This window comes from Sporosarcina soli (genome assembly GCF_042655805.1).
Taxonomy (GTDB): Bacteria; Bacillota; Bacilli; order Bacillales_A; family Planococcaceae; genus Sporosarcina; species Sporosarcina soli.
On the sequence record NZ_JBHSNO010000005.1, the window covers coordinates 256,580 to 270,566 of the forward strand.

Consider the following 13,987-nt stretch of genomic DNA (forward strand, 5'->3'; position numbering starts at 1 on the left):
ATTTCTCCTGCTCCACTTATCTTATTCGCTTTGAATTTTCATAATCCTTCAAATTCGTTAAGATTCTTTGTACAATTTCTGCAGTTCCCCATTCTGCTTCATACCAAGAAACATCGAGTTTGTTTCGAAAATACGTCATTTGCCGCTTCGCATAGTTGCGGGTATTTTTCTTGATCAAATCAACCGCTTCTTCATATGTTAGCGTACCTTCAATATATTGGTAAAGCTCTTTATAGCCGATCGCTTGGACGGACTGGACATCTCGAATGCCTTCATCCCATAACCGCTGTGCTTCTTGGAGCAGTCCCTTTTCCATCATGAGGTCGACACGTAAATCGATTCGCTCATAGAGTACGTCTCGATCCATGTGCAAACCGGCGAGAAAATGATTATAGAGCGGTGCATGTCCGGCATCTTTTTCTTGTTCATCTTTTGTTTGCCCGGTCACTTCGATGATTTCCAATGCCCGAACTAATCTTCGATGATTGTTCGGATGGATTTTTTCCGCACTTTTCGGATCGATACGCTTCAGCCGTTCATATAGCTGTTCCGCTCCCTTTTCCTTCAATTCCTTTTCCAAACGGTTTCTTACTTCAAGATCTGCCGCTTCTTCTGTAAAGCGAAAATCATACAGTACTGCTTGCACATAAAGGCCTGTTCCGCCTGCAATGATCGGCATTTTCCCACGACTTCGTATCTCGTTGATCCAATGGCGGACTTCCGTTTGATAAGCCGCAACGGAAAATGGCTCGTCTGGTTCCTTCACGTCAAACAAATGGTGGGGAACACCATCCATTTCATCTTCCGTAATTTTCGCCGTACCGATATCCAGTCCTTTATACACTTGCATGGCATCGCCGTTGATCACTTCGCCTCCGATCGCCTTTGCCAGTTCGACGCTTAACGCCGTCTTGCCTGACGCGGTCGGACCCACAATGGCGATCACTTCAGTCATTTCATTCATGTTCTTTATCAATCCAGTCATATACGGTTTCGAAAACATGTTGACGATTCTTTTCATGGAGCATTTCATGTCTGCCCCCTTCAAATAATAGCACTGTCACTTGTTCGATACCCGCATGATTATATTGTTTGGCTACACGCCATATCCCTTTTCCATTATCGCCTACCGGGTCTTCGCTGCCTGAAAACAATAGTATCGGTAAATGTTTAGGGGTCTTCTTTAGTTCTTCCGCAGCATGGATCGTCCCGAGCCCTTCGAATAAATCTGCAAAAAATCGGGTCGTTGGCACGATTCCACAAGCCGGATCGGTCAAATATTTTTCAACCGCATCGTAATCCGTCGATAACCAATCGAATGGTGTTTTCGGGTGGTTCACTGACTTATTGAATCCGCCGAAAACAAGTTTGTTTAGAAAATGATCCGGCTGATCGAATCCCTTCCTTTTCCCATGTAAATAAGCGGCGACCTGGCCTGCAAAACGCATGATGCCCGGATCGGCACCCGTCCCGGAAAATATAGCGAGATCCACTTCTGCCCCATGTAGTTGAACATATCTGCGTGCAACAAATGATCCCATACTATGGCCGAATAGGACAAGTCGAGAAGTTGGATATTTTCTCCTTAACTGTGTAATCACTTCATAGGCATCCTGTACGACACGTTCAAATCCGCCTTCATCTGCAAAATGCCCTTTAACACCATTTTTTTCAGCTGTCTTCCCGTGGCCGCGATGGTCATGCCCCGAAACGATATAGCCTTTACTAGCGAGAAATTGTGCAAATTCCGTATACCTGGCAATATGCTCAGACATCCCATGCAGCAGATGGATATGCCCAAGCGGATCGCCCTTTGGAAGTAAGGCGAACGCATGGATTGAAAAACTGTCAGTCATTTCAATGGTCCATTCCTTCACTGCCGCACGTCTCCTTTCGCTCTAGCGATATGCATATCAAGTTCATGCAAATGACGTCGCTTTTCGTCATCATCATAGTCGAGAAGCCGCCCCATAAATGCTGTAATCGGTTCTTTCAAGCATTCCACAAATGCGATGTTAAAATAGAGATCACCTTTTCTTCTAATTAAAAAATCGGAGGGAGTAAGAGCCATTTCATGATGCACTGCATAGAAAATTTCCGCTTTCACTACTGTCGGAAGATCAAAATCATCGCCTTGCAATGCATGTGCATAAGTGAACACCATATCGACATTCGTACCGTAAAATGCGGACAACCTTTTTCCCTCTTCCTCCGCCAAACCAAATAATGCGGCTTCGCGCGTTTTACTTGCAAGGAATGCCTGATATTTTTCAATGCCACCGAAATCGCCGCCGGATAATGGTAGATGCTCTGTTACGCAAGGTCCGTAATGATGCCGAGGATATTTGCTAACAACGACATCTACAACCGTTTCGGCCATTTTCCGATAACCGGTCAACTTGCCCCCCGCAATGCTTATCAGCCCACTTTCCGCTTCCCAAATTTCATCCTTCCTCGAAATTTCCGATGGATCCTTGCCTTCTTCATAGATAAGCGGTCGAATACCTGCCCAAGTCGACTCGACATGTTGCCTATTGACGACTACTTTCGGAAACATATTTTTGATGGTGCCAAGGAGATAGCGGATATCCTCTTCCGTGGCAAACGGTGTTTGGGGATCACTATCGTAAAACGTATCCGTCGTTCCGATATAAGCTTTTGCATCGCGTGGAATCGCAAAGATCATCCGGCCGTCTGGCGCATCGAAATAGACGGCTTGCTGTAAAGGGAAAACAGAGCGATCCACAACGATATGTACCCCTTTCGTCAAACGCAACTTTTTAGAATGAGAAATATCCCCTTCGTTTCTCACATCGTCCACCCATGGACCCGTTGCATTGACGGTATGTTTTGCATGTATAGGAAAAGTTCCCCCTTGATGGATATCCTGCGCAACGACTCCAATTACTTTTCCATTGTCGTAAAGAAATTTTTCTGCCCTAGCATAGTTCAGACATAATGCCCCTTTTTGAACCGCTTTTTTCACTATTTCTATCGTCAACCTTGCGTCATCCGTCCGGTATTCCACGTAATGACCGCCGCCCAGGAGACCCTGCCGTTTCACAAGCGGTTCCATTTCGATCGTTTCCTCCGCTGTCAGCATTGCACGCCGTTCCTCTTTTTTTACGCCAGCGAGCCAATCATAGACAAGTAATCCGGCAGACGTCGTGTATTTACCGAACGTGCCGGATTGATAAAAGGGAAGGAGCATTCTTTCCGGCTTGGTTACATGCATCGCATTCTGATAGACGATTTCCCGTTCCCGTCCCGTTTCGGCAACCATCTTGACTTCCAATTGTTTCAAATAGCGTAAACCGCCATGAATCAATTTCGTCGAACGGCTAGACGTACCGCCAGCAAAGTCTTGCATGTCAATCAACGCCACAGATAATCCTCTTGTCACGGCATCGAGTGCAATTCCTGCCCCTGTAATCCCTCCACCGATAATGAGCAAATCAAATTCGTATTCTCCCATAAACTGCCTTGTTTTTGGTCTCGTAATCGCTGATAACATCCGTCCCACCCCTTAATGTCAGTTCAAGATACCTTTACATGACCCGCTTGAACATTTTTTCAAGTTCGTATGTCGTGAAATGAATAAGCACTGGTCGACCATGTGGACAAGTGAATGGGATCTCGCATTCCGATAGATCGTTCAACAGTCTTTCCATATCTGCCATTGTCAAATGGTGATTGGCTTTGATGGACCGTTTACAACTCATCATAATGGCCGCTTCCTCTCGCAATTTACCGATATCAATTTTACGTGTTGTCAATACTTGCTCAATCATCTCTTCGATGATGGCCGTTTCTTCTCCTGCCGGAAACCATGCCGGATATTCTTTCACTGCATAAGTGGACGGTCCGAACTCCTCTAAATAAATGCCGACATCTTCTAGTAGGGACAGATTTTCTTCAATTTTTGCCTTATCATCCGCCGAATAATGGAGCATGAGCGGTATGAGCAATAATTGCCGTTCTTCATGATCCGGTGTACTTAATTTTCCCCGGAAAAACTCGTATTTTATACGTTCTTGCGCCGCATGTTGGTCAATCATGAAAAAACCGTCTTCGTTTTGGGCGACAATGTAGGTGCCATGCACTTGTCCGATGGGAACGAGGTCCGGGAAGCGGTTCTCTGTCTCTTCCTGCACGGTTTCCTCCGGAACTTCCATCATTTCCTTCACGACTGAAGGCGCCTCTTCCTCCTGCAAATCTGTTGGAGTGTAGATGTCAGGCTCGGATTCCTCCGAAGTTGAAGGGGAAAGGGAAGAGATAGCCGGTTCTGGTTCTGGTCGTTCAAAGCTGGGCACCGGCTGTTGCGGAATCGTAACCGGGCGTTCCGGTTTGATTTGATCCCACATTTTCACTTGTTCTGATCGGCTTTTTTGTACCGGTTCTTTTTTGATGGCATCGGGTACAATGATACTTTTTCGGATGGCTTGCTGAATCGCCTCTTTCATAAGCGTCAGCAGTTCCCCTTCTTTACTCATCCGGATTTGCTGTTTGGAAGGATGGACATTGACGTCGGTCAAATAGGGGTCCCCTTCGACATTGATTACTGCAATGGGAAATCGCCCAATCGGCAAATAAGTATGAAAAGCATCTAAAATCGCATGATTTACCGCATGACTTTTCACCCATCTGCCATTTACTATGAGCGTTATATAATTTCGAGAAGCACGTGTCATTTCCGGCAAGGTTACATAGCCATCTACTTTATAGTCTGCATTTGCACCTGCAAAAGGGACCATTTTACGTGCAACGGCCATACCGTATATGTCGGACAAAACACGGCGTTGATCTCCGCTTCCCGATGTCTGCAACAATACTTGACTATAATGAGTCAGTTTGAACGCAATGGTCGGGTGACTCAGTGCAAGCCGATTGACCAAGTCAATCGTATGCCCGAGTTCTGTCTGGATTGTTTTCATATATTTTAAGCGGGCCGGTGTATTGTAAAACAGTTGGGAAACCGTTATATCGGTCCCTCTCCGAAAAGCGGCGTTCCGATGTTCGAGCAGTCGTCCCCCATCCAGTTGAACTTCCGCACCATCCGTTTCGCCGTCTGAAGTCCACAGCATAATTTTGGAGACAGAGGCAATACTCGCTAGCGCTTCCCCACGGAAACCGAGTGTCCGGATGCGGAACAGATCATGCTCGTTATGGATTTTACTCGTGGCATGTCGTTCAAACGCCTGGACAGCGTCTTTATTCGACATCCCTTTTCCATTATCCGTCACCCGTATGGATAGGAGACCGGCTTCTTCCAATGCGATTTCAATGACTGTACTTTCTGCATCTATCGCATTTTCAACAAGCTCTTTTACGATGGATGCAGGACGTTCTACCACTTCTCCCGCGGCGATTTTATTGGACAGCGAGTCATCCATCACTTTGATAATATCCATCGGTCTCACCCTTTCCTAGATTGGAGCTTTTCTTTCCATTCATGGATGTATTGCAATGCTTGCATTGGTGTCATATTCAAGACATCTACATCACTCAATCCGGAAAGAATTTCCTGTTCTTCTTTCGAATGGACTTCCTGCTCCTCTTGTTGAAGATCAAAAAACGTCAATTGCTGTGGTTCTGCTTCCCGCACCATCATTTTTTCCTTGCTTTCAAATGTCATCAATAAACTTTTCGCTCGATCAAGAAGAGGCGCGGGAAGGCCGGCTAAATCCGCGACGTAAATCCCGTAGCTTTTATCCGCAGCCCCTGCCATCACCTTATGGAGGAAAACGACCTTACCATCCTGCTCCATCGCGGCAACGTGAACATTTTCGAGTCTTGATAGCTCTTCATCTAAATTCGTCAGCTCATGATAATGAGTAGAAAATAATGTGTTTGCACCAATTTCATTGTGAATATGCTCCATCATCGCTTGTGCAAGAGCCATCCCATCATAAGTGGACGTGCCTCGCCCGATTTCATCGAATAACAACAGACTATGCTCGGTTGCATTAGCGATGGCGTGCTGCGATTCCATCATTTCCATCATGAATGTACTTTGACCGGATGCAAGGTCATCCGCAGCACCGATTCTTGTGAAAATCTGATCGGTAACGGGAAGCAACGCTTGATCACAAGGGACATAGCAACCGATTTGCGCCATGACGACCGTCAATGCCACTTGCCGCATAAACGTACTTTTCCCTGACATATTTGGACCGGTAATCAGAAGCATATTGGCCTCTTCCGTTAATTTGCAGTTATTCGGTACATACAGAGAATGATCCATCATTTTTTCAACGACCGGATGACGCCCATTTTTGATTTCCAGTGCTTTTCCATCATGGAAAACTGGTTTAACATAATTCCGTTTTTCCGACACGGTGGAAAATGAAAGGAGGACATCCAGTTCACTAAGCACACTTGCCAGTTGTTGAATCTGTCTAATATAGGTTTTCATAGCGTCCCGGACCGTAGTGAATAGCACATATTCGAGTTCCAACCCTTGTGCTTCCGCGTTTAAAATCAAATCTTCTTTTTCTTTCAATTCTGGCGTTATGTACCGTTCTGCATTGGCCAAAGTTTGTTTACGTTCATAACGTTCCAAATCAGCAAGATGGATGTTGGATTTCGTAATTTCGATAAAGTAGCCGAATACCCGGTTATACCCTATTTTCAATGTTTTAATGCCTGTCCGCTCACGTTCCTCACGCTCCAATTCAGCAAGCCATGCCTTGCCATTTTGGGAAGCATCGCGGTATTGGTCCAATTTTTCATCATACCCGTCTTTGATGACGCCGCCTTCTTTCACAGAGAGCGGAGGATTTTCAGCAATGGCAGCTTCAAGCATTCCCAAAGCTTCATCGCATGTATCGATGCGACTGGAAAATTCGCGTAGCAACGGCCAGTCCGACTCATGCAGTGCTTTTTGAATGGCCGGTATCCGACGGAGTGAGTTCCTTAGTTGGGCAAGGTCCCGTCCACTTGCACTCCCCATGGAAATTCTGCCAGCAAGCCGTTCCAAGTCATAGACTTCTTTCAGGCTCGTCTGCAATTCATCTCGCAGAAAATACGCTTCAATCAGTTCTGTTACAGTATCCAGTCGGTTTTCGATCATCCTTTTATCCGCCAATGGTTGATGAATCCACATTTTCAGTTTTCGCGCACCCATCGCAGTCACTGTTTCATCGAGAAGCCAGTATAAAGTCCCTTCCTTCGTGCCGTTCCGGATAGATTGGACGAGTTCCAAGTTGCGCATAGAATTGGCATCAATCGATAGTTTCGTCTGTTTTTGGATGAATTCGAACGGTCGGATGTGATCAAGTGCCGTCTTTTGTGTCCGTTTCACATAAGAGAAGAGCATCGTACCTGCGTCTTTCAATGTGGAAGGGATTGCGCCGAATAGGTTCTCCGTGTCTGCTTCACTTTCTCCATATTCAATTGATAGCATGATGCCCCGTTTCGCCATACTATCACTCAATGCGAGATGCAGACGCTCATCAACGACGACTTCCTTCATCCCAAGCGCTTCGATTTCGGCAATTAGCGTTCGCTCGTCCCCCTCGACACGCTCCACTTTGCCTTCACCCGTCGCCAAGTCCAAATAAGCGAGTGCATAGAATCCCCCATCAAGCTGATCGATCGATCCAATGAAGTGATTCGTATTCGCATCAACGGTCTTCCCTTCCATCATCGTGCCGGGTGTAATGATTTTGACGACTTCCCGTTTGACAATCCCTTTCACTGCCTTCGGATCTTCAGTCTGCTCACAAATGGCTACTTTATGGCCTTGTCGGACAAGTGTTTCAATATATCCTGCCGCGGAATGGTAGGGAACACCACACATCGGAATTCTATCAGGGCCCGCCGAATCACGGCTTGTCAACGTAATCTCCAGAATTTGCGATGCTTCTACTGCATCTTTGAAAAATAGTTCATAAAAATCCCCTAGTCTAAAAAACAAAAAAGCATCTTCATGCTCCGCTTTCACTTGTAAATACTGTTGAATCATTGGTGTATGTCCTGTCATTAGTCAACCTCACTACTTTTTATTGATGTTGTTTATATTATATCAAAGCACAGGCAACGAAGGGCCTGTGCTTTGTATAATTTCTTTGCTCTTTAAAGAAATTATACAAACATATCTTGAGTTCGGTTTGTAAAATTTCTTCGCCCTTTGAAGAAATTTTACAAAGCAAACAAGAAAAAAGCCGGTGGTGGATTCCGGCTCTCAAAATGGCGATGGATCTTTCCCTTTTTTATGCTCGTGGTCAGGTCCTTGACTTTGCGCTTCATGACGACCGTGCCCATGTCCTTTACCATGACCGTCGCCATGATCATGGGATGATGATTCATCATTGAACGACCATTCCTCTTCAAAATTATGAGGATGGACCGTCACGCATACTTTCGTTTCTCCGACCACTTCGGCAAGTAATTCACGCTCAACCGTAATCTCGAACTTCTCTCCGCAGTCTGAAATGATCGCTTCTGTACAATTCGGATGCTGAATGACTTCTACCAGAACTTCTTCCTGACCGGATACAGGTTCATCACGATAATGTAGACGAATTCGATCCTTGTACGGAACAGACTCTGTAAAAACGGAAGTTTTCGAATGATCGTGATGGGAATACCAAACATTGACGTCAAATTTCCCTGTAACCTCAATGAACTTCCCACTCTTTTTCGCTGAATGCGTATGGTTGATAATCCAGCAACCGAGAATGCTCGTAGGACAATTCGGCGGCTTCAGCGTTACAGTCGATTCGGTCCGTTTCTTTCCTTTGGCAATAACCGCCTTCGTCACAATCTGGCGTAAATTTTTCAGCTTGATTCCTCCTCCATTCGCTTCAATTCATCCTATGCAACAAGAGCCCAGAGAGTGAAAAAAATCGGCAGAAAATTTAACTCCGCCGATTCTTTTGCCTATTACATTTTATTATATGTTGTATTTTTCACATAAGAACCAGTTTCGCCACGTCTAATGTCTCCGCCGGTCGATTTGATGATTTCATCCGTGACGCTGTTGGCGATTGTATTCGATACCAGCTGTAGCAAATCATTCACTTCAAATTGAGACTGTTTGAATTCCTGAACGATTGGCACATCATCGATTTCATTTTGGATTTTATCGATTTTTTCTTCGATGATCTTCAATGCCTTTTCTTTTCCATACTGTTGAAAATTCACCGCCTGCTTTTGCAATGATTTCAAACTTGCAATGTTTTCACGGATTTTCTGGTTTTCATTGATTTGAGCTTCCGCTCGTTTGAAAAATTCAACTTGCTCGGTATTTGCAATCATCCCCGCAATTTCCCGTGCTTTTGCAATGATTTCTTCTTTTGTGTAGAGCTTTTCCATTACAATATCACCTTTTCCTTTTCCACGGCGCCTATAAACTCACCGTCGAGCGACCATGTTTTGGCCTCCGTAATTTTCACTTGAACAATTTTCCCGATGACGGATTGAGGCGCCCTGAAATTGACAAGTTTGTTTTTCTCCGTATAGCCTGCTAGAACGTCCGGATTTTTCTTACTTTCCCCTTCAACGAGCACTTCCACGATTTTTCCTTTATACGGTTTCATCGCCTCGGCAGACATGTCATTCACGAGCTTATTTAACCGTTGTAGACGTTCTTTCTTCACTTCCATAGGGATGTTATCTTTCATTTTCGCCGCAGGTGTACCTTCCCGTGGGGAATAGATATAAGTGAAGGCCGTATCAAATCCGACTTCCTCATACAAGGATAACGTTTCTTCAAACTGCTCGTCCGTTTCGTTCGGGAATCCGACGATGATGTCCGTCGTTAACGTGACATTCGGAATCGCTTTTTTTATTTTCCGGACAAGTTCCAGATAATGTTCCCTTGTATATTTTCGAGCCATGATTTTCAAAATATCACTGGAACCGGATTGAACAGGCAAATGAATATGGTCAACCAGATTACCGCCTTTAGCCAGCACTTCGATGAGATGATCGTCAAAGTCACGGGGATGGCTAGTTGTAAAACGAATTCTAGGAATATCGATTTTACGTAACTCATCCATCAAATCGCCAAGACGATATTGAATATCATCAAAATCTTTTCCGTACGCATTGACATTTTGGCCGAGCAGTGTGATTTCCTGATAACCTTGTGCAGCTAAGTGCCGGACTTCCTGTATAATGTCTTCTGGTCTTCTACTGCGTTCTTTCCCACGCGTATACGGTACGATACAATACGTACAGAACTTGTCACAGCCGTACATAATGTTCACCCAAGCCTTAATGTTACCGTGCCGCACTTTCGGAAGGTTTTCAATGATGTCCCCTTCCTTCGACCAAACTTCGACGACCATTTCTTTCGATAGATATGCTTCATGTAAAATATTCGGCAATCGATGAATGTTATGCGTCCCAAAAATCATGTCGACTTGGTTATACGTCTTCAAGATTTTATTGACCACCGATTCTTCCTGTGACATACAACCGCAAACGCCGATGAGAATGTCTGGATTCCTCTGTTTCAGCGGCTTCAGATGTCCTAACTCTCCAAACACTTTGTTTTCAGCATTTTCACGGATGGCGCATGTGTTCAATAAAATGACGTTTGCATCTTCCACTGTATTCGTCGGCTCGTATCCGAGTCCCATGAATATACCGGCCATCACTTCCGTGTCATGTTCGTTCATCTGACAGCCATAAGTCCGGATATAAAACTTCCGACCGGCTCCCATATTGCGGAATTGCTCATCGATTTGAAAATCGTCATGATAAGCGACTTCTTGTTTCCCACGTTTTTTAGCTTCTTTTAATGAAGGTGGTGTATAGACAGTTTGAAAGTATTGGCTATAATCTTTTTCCACCGGTTTTGTCAAAATTGGTTTCACAAGGCCTTCCTTCAGGCGTTGCTCTTCGTTCATAAAAAAGTCCCCTTTCCTACATCTACGGGATTTGAGTGCATATAGACTCATTATACTTAAACTTAGCGTCTCTGTACAAGGAGACACCATTTTGTCGGTTGTTTGTCACACGTATCTTTACAAGCAAATGGCGCCTACCTAAATGTGACAGTCACAGAGCACACGAAAAACCACGGGAATTTTCGATTCCCGTGGTCTTGATTATACACGATTAGCGTGGGCGCTTTTCAACGAATAATTTCAAAGCCGTGCGTCCTTCTCCATTAATCTCAATGTCCGTGAATGCAGGGGCACAGACAAGATCCCCACCGCCTGGGGCGACAAAGCCCCGTGCAATGGCTACTGCTTTTACCGCTTGGTTCAATGCTCCAGCACCTACTGCCTGCATTTCAGCATAGCCTTGATCCCGAATAACTGCGACAAGTGCGCCGGCAACAGAATTCGGATTCGAGCGAGACGATACTTTCAATGGATTCAATATGACTCCTCCTTATTTTCCGATGTCTATGGAACGGCTATCTCCATAGACCATCATATGAAACGGAGTCGATGTTTAGACGCCAATCATCCCTTGAATGGACGATCTTCGCTAATAGCAATTCGTTCAACATGGAGCGCCTTGCCTGTACGATCGTCAAGTTCTACGTAAAGTCCGTTCAACTGTGCCCGTCCTTTTTTCGGAACTTCAAAACGAACAGGTAAATTCGTCCGGAAACGATAGATCACATCTTCTTTTTTCATGCCGAGTATTTCGTCGTAAGGGCCCGTCATGCCCGCATCCGTCAGATAAGCAGTGCCTCCTGGCAAAATGCGATCATCCGCTGTTTGAACATGTGTATGGGTGCCGACAACTACGGAAGCCTTACCGTCGAGATGCCATCCCATCGCTATTTTTTCACTCGTCGCTTCCGCATGGAAATCTACGAAGATGAGTGGAGATATTTCTTTCGCTTCCGCAATTAACTCTTCCGCCTTTTGAAACGGATCGCCATGCGGGGGCAGGAATGTCCGGCCATGTAAATTGATGATTGATAACGTTACACCGTTACGTGAAATCGTCGTCATCCCTTTTCCTGGCGCTTCATCCGAAAAATTTGCAGGACGGATCAAATAATCCGTATCATCGATAAAGTCATAGATTTCTTTCTGATCCCATGTGTGATTCCCCATCGTGACGACATCAACTCCGGTACGGAGCAAATCATCAAAGATCGCTTTTGTAATGCCCCGTCCAGAGGCCGCGTTTTCCCCATTTGCTATGACGACATCAGGCGTATACTTCTTTTTTAAACGCGGCAAATAATCAAACACCATTTCACGTCCTGGTGAACCAACGATATCACCTATGAATAATACTTTCATGTTCAAACCTCTTTCATATAAAAAAGGAACTTCCGGACCAAAGCTCACGGAAGCCCCTTTTTTCAATTATCAACTACACCTAGGAACTTTTTCGACATCTGGGTCCCGGGTACCCTACACGTTTGGTTTTATTTTGCGTATTCGACCGCACGTGTCTCCCGGATTACCGTCACTTTAATATGACCTGGATAATCGAGTTCTTCTTCAATCCGTTTTCGGATATCCCTTGCTAAACGATGCGCGGTGATATCATCAATCTGGTCAGGCCGTACAATGATACGGACTTCACGACCCGCTTGGATAGCAAATGATTTCTCTACACCATCGTAGGATTCTGAAATCTCTTCCAGTTTTTGCAATCTTCGAATGTAGTTTTCAAGCGTTTCACTGCGAGCCCCAGGCCTTGCAGCCGACAAGGCATCCGCTGCTGCAACGAGTACAGCGATAACCGATGTCGCTTCCGCATCTCCATGGTGGGATGCAATACTATTGATGACCACCGGATGCTCTTTGTATTTCGTTGCAAGTTCCACACCGATTTCGACGTGGCTCCCTTCGACTTCATGATCGATTGCCTTACCAATATCATGGAGTAGCCCTGCACGCCTTGCCAATGTCACGTCTTCTCCGAGTTCTGCTGCCAATAATCCAGCTAGATAAGCCACTTCGGTTGAATGCTTCAAGACGTTCTGACCATAGCTCGTACGGAAACGCAGTCGACCAAGGATTTTGATAAGATCCGGATGAAGATTGTGGACTCCAACATCGAATGTCGTCTGTTCACCTGTTTCGCGAATCAACTCATCCACTTCACGTCTCGACTTATCGACCATCTCTTCGATACGTGCCGGGTGAATTCGTCCATCCTGCACAAGTTTTTCCAATGCAAGACGAGCCGTTTCCCTGCGGATCGGATCAAAGCCTGATAAAATAACCGCTTCAGGCGTATCATCGATAATCAGGTCGATTCCCGTTAACGTTTCGAGCGTACGGATATTTCTTCCTTCACGGCCGATAATACGTCCTTTCATCTCATCGTTTGGTAAATTGACGACAGAGACAGTCGTTTCAGCCACATGATCTGCCGCGAAACGCTGTAATGCAAGCGATAGGATTTCACGTGATTTCTTGTCCGCTTCCTCTTTCGCACGTAATTCTGATTCTTTCGTCATGACGGCGATATCTGTTGCAAGCTCCTGTTCCACTTCTCTGAGGATGAGGTTTCTTGCTTCATCCCGTGTCATGGCAGAAACTCTTTCCAGTTCCGTCTGTTGAGCGGTCACTAGTTCTTCCGCCTTGCGTTCCATCTGTTCAATATGCTGTTGTCTTCCGGTAAGCGCTTCTTCTTTACGCTCCAGACCCGCTTCTCTTTTGTTGAGAGCATCATCCTTGCGGTCATGATTTTCTTCCCGTTGCAAAAGGCGGCTTTCCTGCTTTTGTAGTTCAGCCCTTCGTTCACGGATCTCTGACTCCGCTTCAATTCTCAGTTTGTGAGTTTCATCTTTCGCTTCCAGTAGTGCCTCTTTTTTCATAGCCTCCGCTTCCCGCTTCGCCTCTTCGACGATTTGTTCTGCCGAGTGTTTGGCACCCGTCACTTTTGAATCGTTCACTTTCTTAAAAACAAAATAGATAACAACGGCACCGACGATCAGACCGAGCAAAGCGGAGATGATAATTTCTGGCATCCAGGTCACCTCCTCCTGCTATTCTTTTCATTTTCAGTCGGCTCGTATATCAAAATACAACATACTGCCAAAATCATTTCA

Annotated in this window: 11 protein-coding genes; all 11 read right to left on the bottom strand. The window is 45.3% G+C overall.

Annotation, left to right across the window (positions count from 1 at the left end; all coding sequences use genetic code 11):
* Window positions 1-16: 16 nt before the first annotated feature.
* Window positions 17-964, bottom strand: coding sequence for a tRNA (adenosine(37)-N6)-dimethylallyltransferase MiaA (gene miaA, locus ACFPRA_RS05600; RefSeq protein ID WP_381434756.1), 948 nt, complete (start codon window positions 962-964; stop codon window positions 17-19).
* Window positions 957-1,877: an alpha/beta fold hydrolase gene (locus ACFPRA_RS05605; protein ID WP_381431573.1), complete on the bottom strand. Its 921-nt coding sequence runs from the start codon at window positions 1,875-1,877 to the stop codon at window positions 957-959. The genes miaA and ACFPRA_RS05605 overlap by 8 nt, the downstream gene beginning before the upstream one ends.
* Window positions 1,874-3,514 carry a glycerol-3-phosphate dehydrogenase/oxidase gene (locus tag ACFPRA_RS05610; protein ID WP_381431575.1) on the bottom strand — a complete coding sequence of 547 codons (1,641 nt, stop codon included), beginning with the start codon at window positions 3,512-3,514 and terminating at the stop codon, window positions 1,874-1,876. The genes ACFPRA_RS05605 and ACFPRA_RS05610 overlap by 4 nt, the downstream gene beginning before the upstream one ends.
* A 34-nt stretch (window positions 3,515-3,548) precedes the next feature.
* Window positions 3,549-5,411, bottom strand: a complete 1,863-nt coding sequence (mutL, locus tag ACFPRA_RS05615) for a DNA mismatch repair endonuclease MutL (protein ID WP_381431577.1) — start codon at window positions 5,409-5,411, stop codon at window positions 3,549-3,551.
* Between the two features lie 5 nt (window positions 5,412-5,416).
* Entirely contained in the window at window positions 5,417-7,984 is a 2,568-nt protein-coding gene (gene mutS / locus ACFPRA_RS05620; RefSeq protein WP_381431580.1) for a DNA mismatch repair protein MutS, read from the bottom strand.
* A 201-nt stretch (window positions 7,985-8,185) separates the two neighbouring features.
* On the bottom strand, window positions 8,186-8,764 hold the full coding sequence (gene cotE / locus ACFPRA_RS05625) for an outer spore coat protein CotE (protein WP_381431582.1): 579 nt from the start codon (window positions 8,762-8,764) through the stop codon (window positions 8,186-8,188).
* Window positions 8,765-8,886: 122 nt separating this feature from the next.
* Window positions 8,887-9,318: a YlbF/YmcA family competence regulator gene (locus ACFPRA_RS05630; RefSeq protein ID WP_381431584.1), complete on the bottom strand. Its 432-nt coding sequence runs from the start codon at window positions 9,316-9,318 to the stop codon at window positions 8,887-8,889.
* The gene (gene miaB, locus ACFPRA_RS05635; RefSeq protein ID WP_381431589.1) at window positions 9,318-10,859 is read right to left on the bottom strand and encodes a tRNA (N6-isopentenyl adenosine(37)-C2)-methylthiotransferase MiaB; all 1,542 of its coding nucleotides are present in this window, start codon (window positions 10,857-10,859) and stop codon (window positions 9,318-9,320) included. The genes ACFPRA_RS05630 and miaB overlap by 1 nt, the downstream gene beginning before the upstream one ends.
* Window positions 10,860-11,070: 211 nt before the next feature.
* Window positions 11,071-11,337, bottom strand: a complete 267-nt coding sequence (locus tag ACFPRA_RS05640; RefSeq protein WP_381431591.1) for a stage V sporulation protein S — start codon at window positions 11,335-11,337, stop codon at window positions 11,071-11,073.
* An 86-nt stretch (window positions 11,338-11,423) separates the two neighbouring features.
* Window positions 11,424-12,221, bottom strand: coding sequence for a TIGR00282 family metallophosphoesterase (locus ACFPRA_RS05645; protein WP_381431593.1), 798 nt, complete (start codon window positions 12,219-12,221; stop codon window positions 11,424-11,426).
* Between the two features lie 128 nt (window positions 12,222-12,349).
* On the bottom strand, window positions 12,350-13,906 hold the full coding sequence (gene rny, locus ACFPRA_RS05650; RefSeq protein WP_381431594.1) for a ribonuclease Y: 1,557 nt from the start codon (window positions 13,904-13,906) through the stop codon (window positions 12,350-12,352).
* Between the last annotated feature and the right edge of the window lie 81 nt (window positions 13,907-13,987).

What these genes read in the sequence shown, in the direction of transcription:
- miaA (WP_381434756.1), bottom strand. Translation starts at nt 964, where the DNA reads ATGAATGAAATGACTGAAGTGATCGCCATTGTGGGTCCGACCGCGTCA.
- ACFPRA_RS05630 (WP_381431584.1), bottom strand. Translation starts at nt 9,318, where the DNA reads ATGGAAAAGCTCTACACAAAAGAAGAAATCATTGCAAAAGCACGGGAA.
- ACFPRA_RS05610 (WP_381431575.1), bottom strand. Translation starts at nt 3,514, where the DNA reads ATGTTATCAGCGATTACGAGACCAAAAACAAGGCAGTTTATGGGAGAA.
- mutL (WP_381431577.1), bottom strand. Translation starts at nt 5,411, where the DNA reads ATGGATATTATCAAAGTGATGGATGACTCGCTGTCCAATAAAATCGCC.
- mutS (WP_381431580.1), bottom strand. Translation starts at nt 7,984, where the DNA reads ATGACAGGACATACACCAATGATTCAACAGTATTTACAAGTGAAAGCG.
- rny (WP_381431594.1), bottom strand. Translation starts at nt 13,906, where the DNA reads ATGCCAGAAATTATCATCTCCGCTTTGCTCGGTCTGATCGTCGGTGCC.
- ACFPRA_RS05645 (WP_381431593.1), bottom strand. Translation starts at nt 12,221, where the DNA reads ATGAAAGTATTATTCATAGGTGATATCGTTGGTTCACCAGGACGTGAA.
- miaB (WP_381431589.1), bottom strand. Translation starts at nt 10,859, where the DNA reads ATGAACGAAGAGCAACGCCTGAAGGAAGGCCTTGTGAAACCAATTTTG.